At 64.2% G+C, this 19243-nt stretch carries 19 protein-coding genes and 1 pseudogene; 11 read left to right on the top strand and 9 right to left on the bottom strand.

The window, feature by feature from the left end:
- Window positions 1-1976: pseudogene (locus CQ12_RS20985) on the bottom strand (hypothetical protein); the annotation flags it as partial.
- A gap of 179 nt (window positions 1977-2155) precedes the next feature.
- Entirely contained in the window at window positions 2156-2752 is a 597-nt protein-coding gene (locus CQ12_RS20980; protein WP_057837214.1) for a PadR family transcriptional regulator, read from the bottom strand.
- Between the two features lie 128 nt (window positions 2753-2880).
- On the opposite strand from CQ12_RS20980, the gene CQ12_RS20975 reads away from it, so the two are divergent.
- From CQ12_RS20975 to CQ12_RS20960, 4 genes are all read left to right on the top strand, one after another.
- Complete coding sequence (locus CQ12_RS20975; protein ID WP_057837213.1) at window positions 2881-3267, top strand: nuclear transport factor 2 family protein; 387 nt, start codon at window positions 2881-2883, stop codon at window positions 3265-3267.
- Window positions 3268-3451: 184 nt separating this feature from the next.
- On the top strand, window positions 3452-5242 hold the full coding sequence (locus CQ12_RS20970) for an acyl-CoA dehydrogenase C-terminal domain-containing protein (RefSeq protein ID WP_057837196.1): 1791 nt from the start codon (window positions 3452-3454) through the stop codon (window positions 5240-5242).
- A 62-nt stretch (window positions 5243-5304) separates the two neighbouring features.
- Entirely contained in the window at window positions 5305-6513 is a 1209-nt protein-coding gene (locus CQ12_RS20965; protein WP_057837195.1) for an acetyl-CoA C-acetyltransferase, read from the top strand.
- 149 nt (window positions 6514-6662) lie between these two features.
- Entirely contained in the window at window positions 6663-8876 is a 2214-nt protein-coding gene (locus CQ12_RS20960) for an FAD-dependent oxidoreductase (RefSeq protein ID WP_057837194.1), read from the top strand.
- A gap of 174 nt (window positions 8877-9050) precedes the next feature.
- Here the strand turns inward: CQ12_RS20960 and gstA are convergent, their stop codons facing one another.
- The gene (gene gstA / locus CQ12_RS20955) at window positions 9051-9665 is read right to left on the bottom strand and encodes a glutathione transferase GstA (RefSeq protein WP_057837193.1); all 615 of its coding nucleotides are present in this window, start codon (window positions 9663-9665) and stop codon (window positions 9051-9053) included.
- 121 nt (window positions 9666-9786) lie between these two features.
- Between gstA and CQ12_RS20950 the strand changes: the two genes are divergently transcribed.
- The 3 genes from CQ12_RS20950 to CQ12_RS20940 all read left to right on the top strand — a co-directional run bounded on the left by CQ12_RS20950 (window position 9787) and on the right by CQ12_RS20940 (window position 12450).
- Window positions 9787-10278 carry a MarR family winged helix-turn-helix transcriptional regulator gene (locus CQ12_RS20950; RefSeq protein ID WP_057837212.1) on the top strand — a complete coding sequence of 164 codons (492 nt, stop codon included), beginning with the start codon at window positions 9787-9789 and terminating at the stop codon, window positions 10276-10278.
- A 96-nt stretch (window positions 10279-10374) separates the two neighbouring features.
- Window positions 10375-11745, top strand: coding sequence for a glutamate--cysteine ligase (locus tag CQ12_RS20945; RefSeq protein ID WP_057837192.1), 1371 nt, complete (start codon window positions 10375-10377; stop codon window positions 11743-11745).
- Window positions 11746-11907: 162 nt separating this feature from the next.
- A complete protein-coding gene (locus CQ12_RS20940; protein WP_157088362.1) occupies window positions 11908-12450 on the top strand; it encodes a PAN domain-containing protein in 543 nt (180 codons plus the stop codon).
- Window positions 12451-12605: 155 nt separating this feature from the next.
- On the opposite strand, the gene CQ12_RS20935 is transcribed toward CQ12_RS20940, so the two are convergent.
- The 4 genes from CQ12_RS20935 to tldD form a co-directional block, all read right to left on the bottom strand.
- Window positions 12606-13181 carry a nucleotidyltransferase family protein gene (locus CQ12_RS20935; RefSeq protein WP_057837190.1) on the bottom strand — a complete coding sequence of 192 codons (576 nt, stop codon included), beginning with the start codon at window positions 13179-13181 and terminating at the stop codon, window positions 12606-12608.
- Window positions 13182-13297: 116 nt separating this feature from the next.
- Entirely contained in the window at window positions 13298-13639 is a 342-nt protein-coding gene (locus CQ12_RS20930; protein WP_057837189.1) for an MmcQ/YjbR family DNA-binding protein, read from the bottom strand.
- A 112-nt stretch (window positions 13640-13751) separates the two neighbouring features.
- Entirely contained in the window at window positions 13752-14522 is a 771-nt protein-coding gene (lepB, locus tag CQ12_RS20925; protein ID WP_057837188.1) for a signal peptidase I, read from the bottom strand.
- The gene (gene tldD / locus CQ12_RS20920) at window positions 14522-15946 is read right to left on the bottom strand and encodes a metalloprotease TldD (RefSeq protein ID WP_057837187.1); all 1425 of its coding nucleotides are present in this window, start codon (window positions 15944-15946) and stop codon (window positions 14522-14524) included. Before tldD ends, lepB begins: the two co-directional genes overlap by 1 nt.
- Window positions 15947-16034: 88 nt before the next feature.
- On the opposite strand from tldD, the gene CQ12_RS20915 reads away from it, so the two are divergent.
- Window positions 16035-16529, top strand: a complete 495-nt coding sequence (locus tag CQ12_RS20915) for a GNAT family N-acetyltransferase (RefSeq protein WP_057837186.1) — start codon at window positions 16035-16037, stop codon at window positions 16527-16529.
- Between the two features lie 31 nt (window positions 16530-16560).
- Here CQ12_RS20915 and CQ12_RS20910 read toward each other — a convergent pair whose 3' ends face one another.
- Window positions 16561-16977: a winged helix-turn-helix transcriptional regulator gene (locus CQ12_RS20910; RefSeq protein WP_057837185.1), complete on the bottom strand. Its 417-nt coding sequence runs from the start codon at window positions 16975-16977 to the stop codon at window positions 16561-16563.
- A gap of 147 nt (window positions 16978-17124) precedes the next feature.
- Here CQ12_RS20910 and CQ12_RS20905 point away from each other — a divergent pair, with 147 nt between their 5' ends.
- The 3 genes from CQ12_RS20905 to CQ12_RS20895 all read left to right on the top strand — a co-directional run bounded on the left by CQ12_RS20905 (window position 17125) and on the right by CQ12_RS20895 (window position 18641).
- Entirely contained in the window at window positions 17125-17517 is a 393-nt protein-coding gene (locus CQ12_RS20905; protein ID WP_057837211.1) for a DoxX family protein, read from the top strand.
- Window positions 17518-17527: 10 nt separating this feature from the next.
- The gene (locus CQ12_RS20900; RefSeq protein ID WP_057837184.1) at window positions 17528-18031 is read left to right on the top strand and encodes a DsrE family protein; all 504 of its coding nucleotides are present in this window, start codon (window positions 17528-17530) and stop codon (window positions 18029-18031) included.
- A 178-nt stretch (window positions 18032-18209) separates the two neighbouring features.
- Entirely contained in the window at window positions 18210-18641 is a 432-nt protein-coding gene (locus tag CQ12_RS20895; RefSeq protein WP_245310040.1) for a TlpA family protein disulfide reductase, read from the top strand.
- Between the two features lie 22 nt (window positions 18642-18663).
- Here the strand turns inward: CQ12_RS20895 and CQ12_RS20890 are convergent, their stop codons facing one another.
- Window positions 18664-19203: an invasion associated locus B family protein gene (locus CQ12_RS20890; protein ID WP_057837182.1), complete on the bottom strand. Its 540-nt coding sequence runs from the start codon at window positions 19201-19203 to the stop codon at window positions 18664-18666.
- Window positions 19204-19243: the final 40 nt, after the last annotated feature.

The raw sequence follows: 19243 nt of genomic DNA, 5'->3' as shown, positions 1-19243 counted from the left end.
CGCGTGCCCGGCTCGAGCGGATGATCCGGCGGCAATTCGGGTGCGATCGCCGTGCGCGGGGCGGCGGCATGCGGCTCGAGGATTTCGCTGATCGCGCGCGGCGTCACCGGCGGAGCGGCCGGCGCAACCGGCTGCGCGGCGTGGAAGTCGCGCGGAGCGGCTTCAAAATGCTCTTGAGGATGTCCCTGCAGCGCAGCCGGATTCGGCAACTCCGGCTTCGTCTGCTGCGCATAGGTCATCAGCGGCGTGGTCGGGCGGGGCAGTTCTATTTCGGCCGCTGCAGGCGGAGGAGCGGCCGGCGCCGGTGTCGCACGAGCCCCACGCAGATCGCCTTCGATCATCGACAGGCGGTCGACCACATGGCCGAGCGTGTTGTGAACGGTCTCCAGCGAGTCCTGCGTGCGGCGGTCGGTTTCCGACTGGCTGAAGCGGATGTCGGACAGTTCGCGCTTGACCAGATCGACGATGCCGGTGTCGGCCGGCTGCGATGCGCCGACGGCATTGCGGTTGGAGTCGGCGAGCGCGACCAGGCTGGCGTGCTGGCGTTCCAGCGAGCGCAGAATGTCGTGCAGCCCTTCCTCGACCCGTCCGAGATCGATGGCGGGCGCGGCGGAACGATCGTTGGAGGCTTCCAGGCGCTCCAGGAGATACGCGACGCGCTGTTCGAGATGGGCGAATGCCGACGCATTGTCGTTGCCGACGGGAATGCGGTCGAGGCGTTCGGACAGCGTACGCACGGCGTTTTCGAGAAATTCGGAATGCTCGCTCGCAGCCGGCGGCTGCCGGCCTTCCAGCGTCGAGGTCAGTGCAGTCAGGCGCTGTTCGAGAGCACCCCACGCATCGCTGTTGCTGTCAAAGCGGGAGAGCTGGTCGACCTTGGCCGACAGCGTGTGCACGTCGTCGGCGAGCCGGGCCAGCGCGTCGTTGGAGGCGACGTTGGAGACGATGCCGCGCAGCGCCGCGATCGCGCTTTCGAGCTGCTGCACCGTCGACGGATCGTCGTTCGAGCGCAGGATCAGGTCGAGCTTGGCGCCGAGATTATGGATCGCCTCGTCGTAGCCGGTGAGCTGCTCGGCCGGGGTCAGCGAGCGCAGCACCTCGCGGATTTCGCCGAGCGCGCGCTCGATGCCGGCCAGCGTCTGGCCGTCGGTGCCGTTCTGCCGGTTGTCGTCGATGCGGCGGGACAGCGAGCGGATTTCGTTCTCGAGCGATTCGATCTCCCGGCGCGGCACCGCCTCGGTGATGGCCTGGCGGATTTCGGCGAGTTCGCTGCGGAACGCCGCAATCGACTGCTCGATATGATCGGGACGCTGCAGCGCCTCGATCTGGCTGGTGATCTTCAGGAGGTGCCGTTCGAGCGAAGAAAAGTCCGGCCCCGCGGGCGCGGCCTGCATCGCCGGCTGCGCAACATGGGGCTGCGCGGAAGCGGCCGGGCCGTTACGCGGCGGCGTCTGGCGCTGGGGCGAGCCGTCGAGTTCGTTCTGGCGCGCGGCGATCTCCGCGATCGCAAAATCCATCGAGGCCGGGCTGAGCGGCGGCGCAGGGCGATAGACTTGGGCCGCGGCACGCTCGACCAGATCGGTCTGGCGCTGCTTTTCCTGCATCTGGACCTGACGGGCGGGTGCGGGATTCGAAATCTGCGACAGCCGCGCATCAAGGCGCGAAATGGCGTCGTTGAGCTGGCGGGCCACCGTCGGCTCGCCACGGGCCGCTTCGCCACGCGGAGTAGGCCGCGAAATCTGCTCGATCTGCTTGGTGATGGAATCCAGCCGCTGGTGAATGTCGGCCACATCGGGGAGCGGCCGGCCGGCCGACCGCGGATCGGAAGCCGCGCCGAAACTGGGCGGAGCCAGATCGCCGACGGTCGAATTAAGCCAGTCGTTCAGTGTCATGCCGGCGCGGCGTGCAGCCGCCTCGGCCCTTTCGCGGACGGAAGGATCGATGCCGTCAACACTCCACGATACGCGCGAATTCATGCTTTGGTCCGGTTCCGCTACGGCGCCCCACCAGCGCCATCAGCCTCCCCGCGCGTCCCAATCGCATTTTCGCGCAGGTTGACTGTGTCGGAACTGACTTTTTCCCGTCACGGTAAATAACGGGTTAAGGAAAGGGACGGACGGCCCCAAAAGTTACGGGGCGGGCAAATCGGCCAGCCCTAACCTTTGTTTTCGCGCTGGCCGTCCTCAAGAGGCACGACGTTGGTCCGCTCCGCGCCGGAAGTGAGAGCCGACAGCGCCTCGATCGCCTCTTCGCACCATTCCGCCACGGCGCGCTCGTGGGCGAGGCCGATGCGAAGTCCGAGCAGTTTGCCCAGATCGGCCGGCGGCGAGGTGCCATCAGGGAATCGTTTGTTGAGCAGGCGCTCGTAGCGGGCGAACCGGTCGCGGTGATGCTCCAGCCGCGCCATCAGGTCGGTGCGCAGCGGTTCGACGTCGACGCTGTCGAGCGCGTAGAGTCGCACCAGCAGATCGTCCTTGATCGAGGCGGGTACGCTCGGCCGCGCGGCCCAGTGACGGAGTGCAGCCCGACCCTCCGGCGTCAGCGTATAGACCAGCTTGTTCGGCTTGCCGGATTGCACCACCTCGCGGCCCTGGATATGGCCGCGGTCGCGAAGCTTGGTGAGCTCCCGATAAATTTGCTGGTGGTCGGCCTTCCAGAAGAATCCAATGGAGTTGTCGAACGTCTTGGCGAGCTCATAGCCCGTCATCGGACGTTCGGTCAGGCAGGCAAGGATCGCGTCACCCAGCGCCAAGACGCTAGCCTCCGGCTTCATTCGTGATTTGACATTATGCATAAAGTTGCATATGCGTCAACGCGCATAATGGGGCCGCGCCTTGCGCGAGTGCCCCGAGCGCGTCAGCGCCCGCAGAGGAGGACATGATGACCATGAGCGGCCTCGACAAGTGGTACAGCTACATGAAGTCGCATGACACGGCAGCGTTGTGGGACCTCCTTCACCCCGATGCGGTGTTCGAAAGCCCCGTCGTCCATACGCCGCAGCGCGGGCGCGACATCACCTTCAAATATCTGGCGAGCGCCGAAAAGGTGCTGGGCGGCCCCGGCTTCAAATACACCGGCGAATGGCGCAGCAAGAACGGCGCGGTCCTCGAATTCGAAAACGAGATCGAGGGCATCAAGATCAACGGCGTCGACATCATCACATTCAGCGATGACGATAAGATCACGCACTTCAAGGTGATGGTGCGTCCGTTGAAGGGAATCAATCTGCTGCACCGCTTGATGGGGGAGCAACTCGCCAGGCAGTGACAAGAGGCGAGGGAGCAAGGCCGCAACCATGTGCGGCGCCGTTTATGTCGCAACGGCTGTCCGGAGAATTGCCGGCCTGCTCACTCCCTAGGACTACCGGAACGCGATAAGGTCGGGTTCCGGACCGCCACCGACGAATTTCATTTTCAACGCCTTCGCCACCTGCCGCTGCCGGGAGAACATCATGCCGATCTACAAAGCCCCCGTGGAAGACGTCACCTTCCTGCTCAACGACGTGTTCCAGATCGACCGCTACGACAATCTGCCCGGATTCACCGACGCCTCCGCCGATGTGCGCGAAGCAATTTTGGGCGAGGCCGCAAAACTCTCCGAAGAGGTGCTGCAGCCGCTCAACCGCGTCGGCGATCTCGAAGGCTGCAAGCGGCATGACGATAGCTCGGTGACGACGCCGAAGGGTTTCAAGGAAGCCTTCAAGCAGGTCGCCGAGGGCGGCTGGCTCGGCCTGTCGGCTCCGGCGGAATATGGCGGGCAGGGGCTGCCGGTGACGCTGAGCCAGGTCGTCACCGAATTCCAGAGCGCGGCCAACATGGCGTTCTCGATGTATGGCGGTCTGACCATGGGCGCCACCGCGGCGCTGCTGGTGCACGGCGACGCCGAACAGAAGAAGACCTACGTGCCGAAGATGGTGTCGGGCCAGTGGACCGGCACCATGAACCTCACCGAGCCGCAATGCGGCACCGATCTCGGGCTGTTGCGCACCCGCGCGGCGAAGCAGCCCGACGGCAGCTACAAGATCACGGGCACCAAGATCTTCATCTCGGCCGGCGAGCACGACCTTGCCGAAAACATCATCCATCTGGTGCTGGCGCGCATCGAAGGCGCGCCCGCCGGCATCAAGGGCGTCTCGCTGTTCGTGGTGCCGAAAGTCCTCGTCAATGCCGACGGTTCGCTCGGCGCACGCAACGGCGTGTCCTGCGGCTCGATCGAGCACAAGATGGGCATTCATGGCAATTCCACCTGCGTGATGAACTACGACAACGCCACCGGTTGGCTGATCGGCGAAGAGAACAAGGGCATGCAGGGCATGTTCGTGATGATGAACGAGGCCCGCCTCGGCGTCGCCGTGCAGGGCCTCGCGCAGTCGGAAGTCGCCTATCAGAACGCCGTCAACTACGCCCGCGAGCGCCTGCAGGGCCGCGCGCTGACGGGCGCAAAGGAGGCGGACAAGCCGGCCGACCCGATCATCGTGCATCCGGACGTGCGCCGCGTGCTGCTCACCATCCGTGCCTTCAACGAGGCGGCACGCGCCATGGTGGTGTGGACCGCGCTGAAGAGCGACGTCGCCCACCGCTCCTCCGACCCGAAGGACCGCGATGCCGCCGACGACCACATGGGCCTGATGACCCCGGTCATGAAGGGCATGATGACCGACATCGGTTTCTCCAACACGGTGCTGGCGCAGCAGATGTATGGCGGTCATGGCTATATCGCCGAGCACGGCATGGAGCAGTTCGTGCGCGATGCGCGCATCGCCATGCTCTATGAAGGCGCCAACGGCATCCAGGCGCTCGACCTCGTTGGCCGCAAATTGCCGCGTAATGGCGGTCGCGCCGCGATGGCGTTCTTTGCCGAAGTCGCAGGCTTCGCCAAGGAGCACGGCGCCGACGAGGCGATGAAGCCGTTCGTCACGCCGCTGTCGACCGCGCTCGGCCATTTGCAGCAGGCCACCGGCTGGCTGATGCAGAACGCGATGGCCAAGCCCGACAATGCCGGCGCCGCCGCCACCGACTACATGCAATTGTTCGGCCTCGTCGCCTTCGGCTACATGTGGGCGCGAATGGCGAAGGTGGCGCAGGACAAGATTGCGGCTGATGGCGCAACCCCCTACCTGAGCACCAAGCTGGTGACCGGCCGCTTCTTCATGGAGCGGATGTTGCCGGAAACCCACGTCCATCTCGCGCGCATCCAGACCGGCTGCGCCACCACCATGGAATTGGCGGCGGAAGCGTTCTGATTTTTCGCCGTTTCTCTACCCTTTCGCCTATAATATTATGATCCTCATACCAGGAGGGCGTCATGCCTGAGGCATATATCTACGATCACGTTCGCACCCCGCGCGGCCGCGGCAAGGCCGATGGCGCACTCCATGAAGTCACCGCGCTGGCGCTCGCCACCGTGCCGCTGCAGGCGCTGAAGGAGCGCAACAATCTCGGTGAAGACGTCGTCGATGACGTCGTGCTCGGCGTGGTCGATCCGGTCGGCGAAGCCGGATCCGACATCGCGCGCTTCGCGGCGCTGAAGGCGGGCCTCGGCGAGACCGTTCCCGGGGTGCAGATCAGCCGCTTCTGCGCCTCCGGCCTCGACGCCGTGAATTTTGCCGCCGCGCAGATCATGGCCGGCCAGCATGAACTCGTGATCGGCGGCGGCGCCGAATCGATGAGCCGCGTCGGTATCGGCGCCTCCGGCGGCGCCTGGCCGATGGACCCGTCGATGGCGGTGCCGGCCTATTTCATGCCGCAGGGTGTCTCGGCCGATCTGATCGCCACCAAGTACGGCTTTTCGCGCGATGACGTCGATTCCTATGCCGTGCAGAGCCAGCAGCGCGCGGCAAAGGCCTGGGACGAGGGCCGCTTCAGCAAGTCGGTGGTGCCGGTGAAGGACGTCAACGGCCTCACCATCCTTGCTAAGGACGAGCACATGCGCCCCACCACGACGATGCAGTCGCTCGCGCAACTGCAGCCGTCCTTCACCGTCGTCGGGCAGATGGGCGGGTTCGATGCAGTGGCGATCCAGTCGCACCCCGAGATCGAGCGCGTCAATTACGTCCACCACGCCGGCAACTCGTCCGGCATCGTCGATGGCGCCGGCGCCGTGCTGCTCGGCAGCAAGGAAGCGGGTGCGAAACACGGCCTGAAGCCGCGCGCAAAAATCCGCGCCTTCGCCAATATCGGCTCCGAGCCCGCGATGATGCTGACCGGCCCGGTCGACGTCACCGAAAAGCTGTTCGAGCGTTCCGGCATGAAGAAGTCGGACATCGACCTGTTCGAGCTCAACGAGGCCTTTGCTTCCGTCGTGCTGCGCTACATCCAGGCGTTCGAGATCGACAATGCGAAGATCAACGTCAATGGCGGCGCCATCGCGCTCGGCCATCCGCTCGGCGCGACGGGGGCCATGATCCTCGGCACCGTGCTCGACGAGCTGGAGCGCACCAACAAGTCGACCGCGCTGGTGACGCTGTGCATCGGTGGCGGCATGGGGACCGCGACGATCATCGAACGGGTCTGACTGCCGTAGGGTGGGCAAAGCGAAGCGTGCCCACCACAAAACTCTCCGCAAGTGATGGTGGGCACGGCGCTTCGCGCCTTTGCCCACCCTACGAGATTAGAGTTCAACCGCCGCGCCTGACATCGGCTGCCGGCACGAGGGAGCACCACATGGCGTTCAAGAATTTCAAAGTTGAAACCGACATCGACGGCATTGCGCTCGTCACCTGGGACATCCCCGGACGTTCGATGAACGTGCTGGACGAGACCTCGACCACGGAACTCGAAGAGATCCTGAAGCAGACCACGGCTGACGCCGCGGTGAAGGGCGTCGTCATCACGTCAGCCAAGGAAGCCTTCTGCGCCGGCGCCGACCTGTCCATGCTCGAGGGCATGAACAAGGAATACGCCAAGGTCCTTAAAGAGAAGGGCGAGGTCGCGGCCAACCAGATGCTGTTCGACCAGAGCCGGCGCTTCTCGCTGGTGCTGCGCGGCATCGAGACTTGCGGCAAGCCGTGGGCGGCGGCGATCAACGGGCTGGCGCTCGGCGGCGGCTTTGAGGTGACGCTGTCCTGCCACTACCGCGTCGCGGCTGAGAATCCGAAGACGCGTCTCGGCCTGCCCGAAGTGAAGGTCGGCCTGTTCCCCGGCGCCGGCGGCACCCAGCGCGTGCCGCGCCTGGTGCCGCCGCAGGATGCGATGACGATCCTGCTCAAAGGCGATCCCGTCACCGTCGACAAGGCCAAGGCGCTCAATCTGATCCACGCCATCGTGCCGGCCGCCGATCTGATCAAGGCGGCGAAGGACTGGATCAAGGGCGGCGGCAAGGCCGTCGCGCCCTGGGACGAGAAGGGTTTCAAGCTGCCGGGCGGCCCGGTGTTCTCCAAGGCCGGCATGATGATGTTCCCGGCCGGCAACGCCATCTACCGCCGCGAGACCTACGACAATTACCCGGCGGCGCGCGCCATCATGAGCTGCGTCTATGAGGGCCTGCAGTTGCCGATCGACGCCGCGCTGCGCGTGGAGTCGCGCTACTTCACACAGGTGCTGCGCTCGAAGGAAGCCGCGGCGATGATCCGCAGCCTCTTCCTGTCGATGCAGGAGCTGAACAAGGGCGCACGGCGTCCGCAGAACGTGCCGGCGAGCAAGATCAAGAAGATCGCCGTGATCGGCGCCGGCTTCATGGGCGCGAGCGTCGGCTATGTCTCGGCCCGCGCCGGCCTCGACGTCGTCCTGATCGACCGCGACCAGGAAAGTGCCGACAAGGGCAAGGCGCACGCCAAGAGCGTCATCGATGGTCTCATCGCCAAGGGCCGCGCCAAGCAGGCCGAGGCCGACGCCATCATGTCGCGCATCACGCCGACCGCGGATTACGCCGCGCTCGGGGATTGCGACCTCGTCATCGAGGCCGTGTTCGAGGACCGCAAGGTCAAGGCGGATACGTTCGCCAAGGCGCAACAGTACCTCAAGGCGGATGCGATCTTCGCCTCCAACACCTCGACGCTGCCGATCACCTCGCTTGCCGAAAACTTCAAGGAGCAGGGCAAGTTCGTCGGCATCCATTTCTTCTCGCCGGTCGAGAAGATGATGCTGGTGGAAATCATCCTCGGCAAGAACACCGGCGATGTCGCGCTCGCCGCTGCGCTGGACTATGTGCGCATCATCGGCAAGACGCCGATCGTGGTGAACGATTCCCGCGGCTTCTACGCCAACCGCTGTGTCGGCCGCTACATCGCCGAAGGCAACGAGATGTTCCTCGAAGGCGTGCCGCCGGCGATGATCGAGAACTGCGCCAAGATGGCCGGCATGCCGGTCGGTCCGCTGTCGCTGTCGGATGAAGTCGCCCTCGACCTCGGGCTGAAGGTCATCAAGGCGACGGAAGCCGATCTCGGCCCCAACTCGATCAACCCGGATCAGAAGAAGCTGATGGTGGAGCTGGTCGAGAAGCAGGGCCGTCTCGGCCGCAAGAACAGCAAGGGCTTTTACGACTATCCCGAGAAGGGCAAGGGTCAGAAGAGCCTGTGGCCGGGGCTATCAGCCCTGCAGCCGAAGCAGCTCGATCCTGACACCATCGACATCGAGGAGCTGAAGCAGCGCTTCCTGGTGGTGCAGGCGGTGGAAGCCGCGCGCACCGTGGAGGACCACGTCATCACCGATCCCCGCGAGGCCGATGTCGGCTCGATCCTCGGTTTCGGCTTTGCGCCGTTCACCGGCGGCACGCTGTCCTACATCGACTTCATGGGCGCCCGGAAGTTCGTCGAGCTCTGCCATAAGCTCGAAGCCAAATACGGCTCGCGCTTCACCCCGCCGAAACTGCTGGAAGACATGGCGGCGAGCGGCGAAACCTTCTACGGCCGCTTCCCGCCGAAGAAGGCGGCGGCGTAAGGCTCTCCTTCGTCATTCCGGGATGGTCCGAAGGACCAGACCCGGAATCTCGAGATTCTCAGGTGCGCAATTGCGCACCATAGTTCGATGTTTCGCATCGCCCCGGAATGACGGACACAAACGATAAGGGCCGGATCGACGATCCGGCCCTTTCGCATTCCCGTGGATGAAAACTCACGCCGCCTTCAGAAGGCCTTCCTTGGTCAGCGCTTCCTGCACCTTCGGCCGCGCCGCGACGCGGGCCTTGTAGGCCATCAGGTTCGGCATATCAGAAAGATCGAACTTCAAGCGGTCGGTCGCCCACATTAGCATGGTGAAGAGGTAGCCATCGGCGACGGTGAACTGCTTGCCCATCAGGTAGTCGCGCCCCGTTAGCGCGGTTTCCAGATACTTGAACTTGCTCATGGTGCGATCCTTGAAGAAGGGCTTGGCCTCCTCGGCGAGCAGCGGCGAGAACATCGGTCCGAGATTCTTGTGCAACTCGGTGGTGATGTAGTTCAGCCATTCGAGCAGCTTGTAGCGCTCGTCGGAATCGCGGGGCGGCGCCAGGTTCTTGCCGGCCTTGTCGGCGATCATCTGGACGATGATCGGGCCTTCGGTGACCAGTTCGCCCGAATCCAGCGCCAGCGCCGGGACCTGGCCCTTCGGGTTGACCGTCAAAAAGTCGTCACCGTTTTCCAGCTTCTTGGCGCGCAGGTCGACCTTGACCAGGTCATAGGGCAGACCGGCCTCCAGAAGCGCGATATGGGGGGATAGCGAGCAGGCGCCCGGGGAATAATACAATTTCATGGGGTTTTCCTTCCCTCGACATTATTGGCGGGCTGACTAAATGCATCTGCATGAAATAGTCAAGATTGATGCAGCTGCATTTAGTGCGGTACACTGACAAGTGACAGATACGGACCGGACCATGAAACGCAAACCATCGACCGAGGCGACCGCCGCCTGGATCCGCCTGATGCGGGTGCAGAGCCGGGTGCTGGATGCCGTGGAGCAGGACTTGAAGAAAGCGGGGTTTCCGCCGCTGGCCTGGTATGACGCGCTATTGGAACTGTCGCGCGCGCCGTCCGGCGAGATGCGCCCCGTGGAACTGGAAAAGCAGATGCTGATCCCGCAATATTCCACCTCGCGGCTGATCGACCGCCTGGTCGACGAGGGGCTGGCGGCGCGGCGCGAATGCAAGATCGACAAGCGCGGCCAGTTCGTGGAGATCACCGAGGCCGGGCGCGAACTGCAGAAGAAAATGTGGAGCGCCTATTCGGCGGCGATCGAAAAGCACGTCGGCTCCAAATTGTCCGATGCGGACGCCCTGAAGCTGTGCGGCCTGCTCGACCGTCTCGGCTGCTCCTGCTCTGACGTGAAGGCAGCGGCGGCCACCCGCGACGGCGTGCCGGTGCGATGACATCTTTGATACGTTTCGTTGGTGCGGACGATGCCGTCCACATCCCCTCAGCTACACGGCGCGTTCGGTCGAATCGCCAGATATCCGGATTTTTTCATGGCGCGTGACCAGATCGATATGACGCCGCTGCAATCCCGTGACGAACTCGTCACGTGGTTCGAGGCTGGCATCAAGCCGCCGTCCGAGTTCCGCATCGGCACCGAGCACGAGAAGACCCCGTTCACGCTGGAGGGGCGTCAGCCCGTGCCGTATGAAGGCGCGCGCGGCATCGGCGCGCTGCTCGAAGGCATGCAGCTCCTGCTCGGCTGGGAGCCGATCATGGAGCGCGGCAACATCATCGGTCTTTATGATGTTACCGGCGGCGGCGCGATTTCGCTGGAGCCCGGCGGACAGTTCGAATTATCAGGCGCGCCGGTCGAGACCGTGCACCAGACCCAGTCCGAGCTGATGGCGCATCTGGCGCAGGTGCGCGAGATTGCAACACCGCTCGGGATCGGCTTTCTCGGGCTCGGCATGACGCCGTCCTGGTCGCGGTCGCAGATCCCGGTGATGCCCAAGGGTCGCTACAAGATCATGACCAACTACATGCCGAAGGTTGGTCGGTACGGCATCGACATGATGTACCGGACCTGCACGGTGCAGACCAATCTCGACTTCTCCTCCGAAGCCGACATGGTCAAGAAGCTGCGCGTGTCGATCGCGCTGCAGCCGATAGCGACCGCCCTATTTGCCAATTCGCCGTTCACCGAAGGCAAGCCCAACGGCTACCTCACGTTCCGCTCCGAGATCTGGCGCGACACGGATAACGCGCGCTCCGGCATGTTGCCGTGGGTGTTCGAGGATGGAATGGGATTCGAGCGCTGGGTCGACTACGCACTCGACGTGCCCATGTACTTCGTCAAGCGCGGCGACACCTATATCGACGTCGCCGGCTCGTCGTTCCGCGCCTTCTTCGAGGGCCGCAACAACTCGCTGCCCGGCGAGCGCCCGACGCTGTCGGACTGGGCCAACCACCTCTCGACGATTTTCCCGGAAGTCCGCCTCAAGCGCTATCTGGAAATGCGCGGCGCCGACGGCGTGCCGTGGGACCGGCTGCCGGCGCTGCCGGCGTTCTGGGTCGGCCTGCTGTACGACAATCAGAGCCTGGATGCGGCCTGGGACCTCGTCAGCCACTGGACCGCGCAGGAGCGTCAGGCGTTGCGCGACGACGTGCCGCGCTTCGGTTTCAAGGCCCGGATCAAGGATCGCTATCTGTTCGAGATCGCCCGCGACTGCCTGAAGCTGTCGCATGCGGGCCTGCGGCGGCGCAACCACGTCGATCATTCCGGCCGCGACGAGAGCCGCTACCTCGAACCCCTGGAGCGGATCCTCGATTCGGGTCGTACGCCGGCGGAAGAGATGCTGGATAAATTCAACGGCCCCTGGGGCGGTTCCGTCGAGCCCGTCTATCAGGAATACGCGTTCTGATTGAACGGGTTGCCTCGCTTTTGGGCCGTTCATCCACCGTACAGGTTGATGGCGCTCAAATGGCGCCCGGATAAAACAGACAGGGCGGGATGACGATTTGAGACAAGTCGTCCCGTTCTGAGAACGCGTACCCGAAAGCAACCGCGAATGGGGACTATTCGCATGCTCAGGGCGTGTGTGGTGACGCTTGCCTTCCTGGCAACGGTCATCGGCGCATGTCCGGCACTGGCGCAGGCCAATTTCGACCGCCCTGGCGGCGATTACCTCAGCGCGCCTGTACTGTCCGGCGATCCCGCCGAATGCGCGCTGGTTTGCGAGCGCGACAAGCGCTGCCGCGCCTGGAGCTTCAACTATCCGACCGACCTCGCCAACCGCGCGGTGTGCTGGCTCAAGAGCAACGTGCCGGCGCGGGTGCAGAGCGAGTGCTGCGTCTCCGGTGTGCGCGGCGCCGGCGTGCTCGAGCGGCGCAACGAGACAAGCGAAACCTCGATCGACCGCTTCGGCGGCGACTACAAAAGCTTCGACCTCAAGAGCAGCGACGGCGGCGACGATGCCTGCAAGGCCGCCTGCACCGCCGACAACAAATGCCGCGCCTGGACCTATGCCCGGCCGGGCTATGCCGGCAAGGAAGCGCACTGCTTCCTGAAGAAGGACATCAAGCCGCCGCGACGCAAGGCGGGGTTCACGTCGGGCGTGGTGCGATAGCGGCCGCCTGCACAGGATCGTAGCCCGGATGAGCGCAGCGATATCCGGGACAGTGATCTTGTAGGGTGGGCAAAGGCGCACTTGCGCCGTGCCCACCAAACCCTCCATCGGCTGCACGAGCCGTGGAATGGTGGGCTCGCTTCGCTCAGCCCACCCTACGATTCCGCCTCCGTCGGCAGCACCGTGACCTCAGGCCACAACTTCTTCCACCGCGCTGCCTTGGCCTCATAATTCGCCGCGGAAAAATTCGGTCCCGGATTGGGCCGCACGATCATTTCTGCGACATCATCAAAACCATTCGGCGCGTAGACGTCGTAGCCATTCCGCACGCGCCGGATTCCGATCTGTGTGTTCCTGGTCAGAAACCGATCGATGCCCTCGGTTGAGCAACGCAACGGCGGATATGGCAGGCCGTGTTTCTCGGGATACCAGAGATGCACGCGCGCCTGATTGCGCGCCTGGATCGCGATGCCGCGTTCTCTGAAACGCTCCGCCAGCTTGCCAATAACCGCGTCTTCCGCTGCCCACGACGTATCGGGATCGAAATAGAACACGTCGTAATCGTTGATGCCGTAATCGACCGCGCGCTTCGTCAGCACGTTCCACGCGGTCTGTATCAGGCAGCCGGAGACCAGCCACGCGTCGGGGAGCGCCAGCCGGAACAGTTCCTCGGTAATGCTGGCGTTGATGGAGTTCTGTAGGGCGGCTGAGAGGAATTCGGCTTGATTCATCAAAGCGCCGTCCGTCGCTCGTAGGGTGGGCAAAGGCGCACTTGCGCCGTGCCCACCATCTTGTTTCGCGGTTGGAAATGGTGGGCACGCTTCGCTTTGCCCACCCTACGAATTCGTTACGCTTGGGAGTCGAATTCCTTCACCGCCTTCTTCGACGCCAGCGTACGCCAGTGCCGGCGCAGGAACGGCTCGACGGTGGCGCGGCTGCTCTTCGACAGGCGGATCAGCACCATCGGATAATCGCGGTAGTGATCGGTGAAGTAAAACGCCTTCGGCTGGCTCTCCACCAGCATCTCGCGCTCGTCCCCTGGCACGCCCGGCATCACCAGGCTGTCACCGTCTTCCTTCAGCCGCACCAGCATCTTCTTGCGCACTTTGAGGGCCGGCGTGCCGTAGGAGGTGCCGTCCTCGACCTCGGGCCAGCGAAGCGCGATTTTTCTGACGTCGTCGAAGGTCATGGGTCTGAAAAGAATGTAGCCCGGATGGAGCGAAGCGAAATCCGGGACAGCTTTCGTGGCGGATGCAGTTTCCCGGATTGCGCTTCGCTCCATCCGGGCTACGTCGTCCTGTTCACTGCACCGAGGTAAAAAACCGCCCGAGCCTAAAACCCGACAGCCAGGTCCACACCGGCTGGCTGCGCATGCCGAGATCCCATGAGCCGACCACCGCATCGGCGCGGCCGATCAGATTGTCGATCGGCAACAGGCCCACGCCGCCGTCGCGCACTGCGACGCGGCTGTCGGCGGAATTGTCCCTGTTGTCGCCGAGCACGAATAATTGCCCTGCCGGCACCGTCACCTCTTGCGTGTTGTCGAGCCTTCCATTGTCACGCATCTTGAAGATCGCATGGCTGACGCCATTCGGCAGTGTCTCGATGAAGCGATAGGCCTGCTCGGTGTTGCCGCGATCGTCTTCGGCAGCGCCTACGCCGTCCGGCGTCAGCGACGCGGCGTGGTCGTTGATGAAGAGCTGGCCCTGCCGCAACTGGATGCGGTCGCCCGGCAATCCCACCACGCGCTTGACCCAGGCTTGCGAACGGTCGCCCGGCCAGCGGAATACGACGACGTCGCCGCGCTTGGGCGTATCGCCGAACACGCGTCCGGTCTCGGGCAGCGTGACCTGGATCGGCAGCGACGCCGCGCCATAGCCATAGGGGAATTTCGAGGCGAGCAGCGCATCGCCGATCAGAAGGGTCGGCTCCATCGAGCCTGACGGCACGTAGAACGGCTCGGCGATCGCCCCCTTGGCGACGAACACGATGCCGATGATCGCCGCGATCTGCACGGCCTGCGCGCGCCAGCTCACGGGTTTGGCTGTCGATGCCACTTTCTCGTCGCTCATTAACCCGTTCCTCCGACCGTGATCCGTTCCATCCGCAGCGTCGGCTGGCCGACGCCGACAGGCACGCCCTGGCCGTTCTTGCCGCAGGTGCCGATGCCGGTATCGAGCGCGAGATCGTTGCCGACCATGGTGATCCTGTGCAGGTCAGTCGGCCCGTTGCCGATCAGCATCGCACCCTTCAAGGGGGCGCCGAGCTTGCCGTTCTCGATCTTGTAGGCCTCGGTGCACTGGAACACGTACTTGCCGGAGGTGATGTCGACCTGGCCGCCGCCGAAATTCGCGGCATAGACGCCGTTCTTCACCGACGCCAGAATTTCCGCAGGATCGCGGCTGCCCGCCAGCATGTAGGTGTTGGTCATGCGCGGCATTGGCACGTGGGCGTAGCTCTGGCGGCGGCCGTTGCCGGTCGGCTTCATGTTCATCAGCCGCGCGTTCTGCCGGTCCTGCATGTAGCCGACCAGGATGCCGTCCTCGATCAGCACGGTGCGGTTGGTCGGCGTGCCCTCGTCATCGATGGAGAGAGAACCGCGGCGCGACGCCATGGTGCCGTCGTCGACCACGGTAACGCCCTTGGCCGCGACCTGCTTGCCCATCAGCCCTGCGAACGCCGAGGTCTGCTTGCGGTTGAAGTCGCCTTCGAGGCCATGGCCGACCGCCTCATGCAGCATCACGCCGGGCCAGCCGGCGCCCAGCACCACGTCCATTTCACCGGCGGGGGCGGGCACCGATTCCAGATTGACCAGCGCCTCGCGGATCGCGCCGTCGGCGGCCTCGCGCCATGCCTTGGTCTCGATGAAGCGGGCATAGCCCTCGCGGCCGCCATAGCCCTTGCTGCCGCTTTCCTGCCGGTCGCCCTGGCCTGCGACGACGGAAATATTGACGCGCACCAGCGGGCGGATGTCGCGATAGCTCTCGCCGTCGGGCCGCAGGATTTCCACCACCTGCCAGGTGGCGCCCAGGCTGATGGAAGCCTGCCGCACCCGCGGATCCTTGTCGCGCACATAGGCGTCGATCTCGGCCAGCAGCTTTACCTTGGCCTCGAAGCCCGGCGCATCCAGCGGATTCTCGTCGCCATAGAGGCGCACGTTGGTATGCGCGGGAGCAGCGGCAAAATTGCCGCTGTAGCCGCCGCGGACGGCCGCGACCGCATCCGCCGCGCGAATCAGCGCCGGCAGCGAGACATCGGAGGAATGCGCGTAACCGACCGCGTCGTCCTTCACGGCGCGAAGGCCAAACCCCTGCGAGGTGTCATAGGTCGCCTGCTTCAAGCGCCCGTTGTCAAAGCCGAGTGCTTCGGTCTGGCCATATTCCAGAAACAGCTCGCCGTCGTCGGCGCCCTGAAGGCCCCTCGTGATCTCGCGTCTCACGGCATCGCGGTCGAGATTGGCGCGGTCGAGGAGGGAGGTTGTCGCTGGATTGGTCATCAAATCGGTCCGTTGTCGGAGGGGCGCATCCAAGATAGTTGTTTCCCCGCCATTCCGCGAGGGGCGGGATCAACACGTTGCCGAGACGATGGCTGCAGTCGAAATTGTTCCGATAACGCAAGACCATATCGAAAGTTTTCACGGCGCCCTCGACTTCGTCGCGCGGGAGCGGCGCTATCTGGCGTTTCTGGAGGCCCCGCCGTTCGAGGCGACTCGGGCCTTCGTTCTCGACAATATCGCGCATGGCTATCCGCAGCTGGTCGCGGTTTCGTCCGGCCGGGTCATCGGCTGGTGCGATGTCGTGCCCAGCCCGAGGCCGATCTATGCCCATGTCGGCGTTCTCGGGGTCGCGCTGCTGCCGGAATTCCGGCGGCAGGGAATAGGCGGGTGCTTGATCCGGCAGACGCTCGGCGCGGCGCGGGAGTTTGGGCTGCGGCGGGTCGAGCTGACGGTTCGCGAGAGCAATACGGGGGCGATCGAGCTCTACAAGAAATTCGGCTTTGCGATCGAGGGGCTGCAGCGCAACCGCATTCTGGTGGATGGCGGTTACGAGAACCTGGTCCTGATGGGGCTACTGTTTTAGTCGCCGGCCCTCACGGCAGCTTCTCATTCTCTTATCGAACTGGCCGGTTGGATGAAGCGGCGCGTCGTTCATTGGCGTCGTCCTCCGCAACGGGCGAAGCGGGCTTCAGCATGCCATGCGCATTGGCCCAGCGGGACAGCTCGTCGAACACCGGCTTCAGATCTCTCGCGGCTGATGTCATCTCGTATTCGACGCGCGGCGGCACTTCGGGGAACACGGTGCGCTTCACCAGGCCTTCGTTTTCGAGATCACGCAATTGGGTGGTCAGCATGTGCTGCGTCACGTCGGGAATGGCGCGCCGCAATTCGCCGAACCGTCGCTTGCCGCCGACAAGCTGCCACAGGATTTCGCCCTTCCACTTGCCGGAGAGCACCCGAAGCGCGCGCTGAAGCTGCGGCGCGACGGTGCAATCGGAGTGGTCGGGCGGCCCATTAGTCTGCTTTTTCATACTACACCAGAAAATCCATCCTACTTGTCAATTTCATCTTAGTACCGAATTTTGGTTTTGAAAGCCGCCTTCAAGAGCCTTGGGCACCTCAAATGCCCCGGGCGCATCCGCGGCTGGGGGCCGTTTCTCAACCTTCGGGAGTTTTCGATGTCGGACGTTGCCGTGCCTGCCGGGCGCCGTTGGCCCCATGTTGCCGTGTGGATTGTCAGGGGATTGCTGGCGCTGGCCTTTCTGGGGGCCGGGGGTGCAAAACTCTACGGCGTGCCGATGATGGTGGAGGAGTTTCATCACATCGGGCTCGGGCAAGGGTTTCGCTATTTGACCGGCGGCCTCGAGGTTTTCGGCGCAATCTTGCTGCTGCTTCCACGAAAAGCAGCTTTCGGCGCGCTGCTCTTGATCTGCGTGATGATCGGCGCCGTGATCACCCACCTGCTCGTCATTGGCGGATCGCCGGTGCCGGCAATTGTCCTCCTGGCGCTCAACGCGGTCGTTGCCTATTCGCAGCGTGAGGAGATTGCCTCCCTCGCCAAGGCCTTTTGAGGCCGCGGCCATGCGCCTGTCGTTCCGCCAAACTGCAAAATGGGTCGGGCTGGCGCTGACCTTCATCGTGCCGCTGGTCGTGACCCTGCTGCTGACGGAGCCGGGCTCGGCCGTCTCGAAACCGGTGGCGAAGCCCGCCTCGCCACCGATGCATCGGCTGGTGCTGCCGATCAATACCGACGATCCCACCACGATGCGGGCGCTGATCTCGACTTCGCTCAACCTCCCGAAATACTATGGGGAACGGAACGAAGCGTTCACGATCGAGGTCGTCGCCTATAATGCCGGCGTTCACATGTTGCGCGCCGATACCTCGCCGGTGAAGGACATGCTGCGCGTATTGCGGACGGTCAATTCGAACATCCGGTTCGTGGTATGCGATGCGACGAAGCAGGGCATGGAGCGCCAGGAGGGCCGTCCGGTCACGCTGATCGACAATGTCGATCTCGTACCGAGCGGGCCCGGGCGCATCATCGAACTGCAGGAAGCCGGCTGGTCCTACATCCGGTCATGACAAGCGGACATCAGCCATGACGCCACATCGCGGGCTAACACGCCGCATCGTCGTTGCAGGACTAATCGGGGCTTGCGCCTCGGTTGCATCCAATCGCGCCCGGGCCGACGGTCCGCCGCCATTCGCAACCGTCCGGCATCAGTTCATCCAGCTTCGTGGCGCAAGGCCGGTCCCGTCAGTGCCAATTCCACGCCTCTCCGGCGGCGCGATCGATTTGACGTCCTTCCGGGGCAAGGTCGTGCTCGTCAATTTCTGGGCGACCTGGTGCGCCGCCTGCCGAACCGAACTGCCGCTACTGGACCGGCTGGCGGCAAGCGACCGCAGGGATTTTGAGGTGATCGCCGTGGCGACGGATCGCGACCGATCGGTCGTCGCGCCGTTTGTGAAAGGGTTGAAGCTTCGGCGCCTTGCCATCGGGCTCGATCCCGATGGCCTCGTGGCAAGAGCCGGAGCAAGCGGAGCGGCCGACACGCCGTTCGCGCTATATGCCATGCCGATCACCTTCCTGATCGGCATCACCGGACAGGTCGAAGGCTATATCAGCGGTGAAGCGGACTGGCTCTCCACGGAGGCGCGCCGGCTGCTCGACTATTACGCCAGCGCCCGTTGAACAGAGCTAACGGCTCTCGCCGCTACGGCAGCTTGTCATATCCCTCGCCGAGCCCATTCAGGCTGAGCGGGAAGCCGATGCCCTCTTCAGGCGTCTCGAAGATAATGAAAGTCGCGGTTTTGGCGCCCCGGAACTGCCCGAGCAGCTTTTCGTCCATCACCACCTCGGCGACGCAGCCATTGGGCAGGCAGCGAACGAAACCGGCGCGGCCGACGTCCTGGTTGTCGAGTTTCAGCCCGAGGCCGGAGGGCAGCAGCACGCCGAGGGGGGCGACCACCCGCATCAGCTTGCTCTTCTGGTCGGCGGTCTTCAGCACGATCACGGTAAGGCCGGCGTTGGACCGGTCTTCGGCGACCACGCTCTGGATCAGGGCGCATTGCTCGCCCTGGGCGCCCGGCGGGGTGTCGCAGCGGATCTGCCAGTCGCCATGGACCGACCGCACGGCGCCTTGCGCACTCGCGGCCTGGGTCAGGCCGAACAGGAAGGCCACGGCGAGCAGGCCGCCGAGCCAGCAGCGGGCCGGTTCCAGGCCAAATCCTGCCTGATGTTTCGAACGCCCCATCCGGGTCGATCCTCTTGGTTTCCGCCGGCGGCCGGTGACG

Origin of the sequence: Bradyrhizobium jicamae (genome assembly GCF_001440395.1) — a bacterium.
GTDB lineage: Bacteria > Pseudomonadota > Alphaproteobacteria > Rhizobiales > Xanthobacteraceae > Bradyrhizobium > Bradyrhizobium jicamae.
This window is presented reverse-complemented; position numbering and strand designations above follow the sequence as displayed.

Excerpts from the sequence above, each read along its gene's own strand:
- CQ12_RS20975 (WP_057837213.1), top strand. The coding sequence starts at position 2,881 with ATGACCATGAGCGGCCTCGACAAGTGGTACAGCTACATGAAGTCGCAT.
- CQ12_RS20970 (WP_057837196.1), top strand. The coding sequence starts at position 3,452 with ATGCCGATCTACAAAGCCCCCGTGGAAGACGTCACCTTCCTGCTCAAC.
- CQ12_RS20965 (WP_057837195.1), top strand. The coding sequence starts at position 5,305 with ATGCCTGAGGCATATATCTACGATCACGTTCGCACCCCGCGCGGCCGC.
- CQ12_RS20960 (WP_057837194.1), top strand. The coding sequence starts at position 6,663 with ATGGCGTTCAAGAATTTCAAAGTTGAAACCGACATCGACGGCATTGCG.
- gstA (WP_057837193.1), bottom strand. The coding sequence starts at position 9,665 with ATGAAATTGTATTATTCCCCGGGCGCCTGCTCGCTATCCCCCCATATC.
- CQ12_RS20950 (WP_057837212.1), top strand. The coding sequence starts at position 9,787 with ATGAAACGCAAACCATCGACCGAGGCGACCGCCGCCTGGATCCGCCTG.
- CQ12_RS20945 (WP_057837192.1), top strand. The coding sequence starts at position 10,375 with ATGGCGCGTGACCAGATCGATATGACGCCGCTGCAATCCCGTGACGAA.
- CQ12_RS20940 (WP_157088362.1), top strand. The coding sequence starts at position 11,908 with ATGCTCAGGGCGTGTGTGGTGACGCTTGCCTTCCTGGCAACGGTCATC.
- CQ12_RS20935 (WP_057837190.1), bottom strand. The coding sequence starts at position 13,181 with ATGAATCAAGCCGAATTCCTCTCAGCCGCCCTACAGAACTCCATCAAC.
- CQ12_RS20930 (WP_057837189.1), bottom strand. The coding sequence starts at position 13,639 with ATGACCTTCGACGACGTCAGAAAAATCGCGCTTCGCTGGCCCGAGGTC.
- lepB (WP_057837188.1), bottom strand. The coding sequence starts at position 14,522 with ATGAGCGACGAGAAAGTGGCATCGACAGCCAAACCCGTGAGCTGGCGC.
- tldD (WP_057837187.1), bottom strand. The coding sequence starts at position 15,946 with ATGACCAATCCAGCGACAACCTCCCTCCTCGACCGCGCCAATCTCGAC.
- CQ12_RS20915 (WP_057837186.1), top strand. The coding sequence starts at position 16,035 with ATGGCTGCAGTCGAAATTGTTCCGATAACGCAAGACCATATCGAAAGT.
- CQ12_RS20910 (WP_057837185.1), bottom strand. The coding sequence starts at position 16,977 with ATGAAAAAGCAGACTAATGGGCCGCCCGACCACTCCGATTGCACCGTC.
- CQ12_RS20905 (WP_057837211.1), top strand. The coding sequence starts at position 17,125 with ATGTCGGACGTTGCCGTGCCTGCCGGGCGCCGTTGGCCCCATGTTGCC.
- CQ12_RS20900 (WP_057837184.1), top strand. The coding sequence starts at position 17,528 with ATGCGCCTGTCGTTCCGCCAAACTGCAAAATGGGTCGGGCTGGCGCTG.
- CQ12_RS20890 (WP_057837182.1), bottom strand. The coding sequence starts at position 19,203 with ATGGGGCGTTCGAAACATCAGGCAGGATTTGGCCTGGAACCGGCCCGC.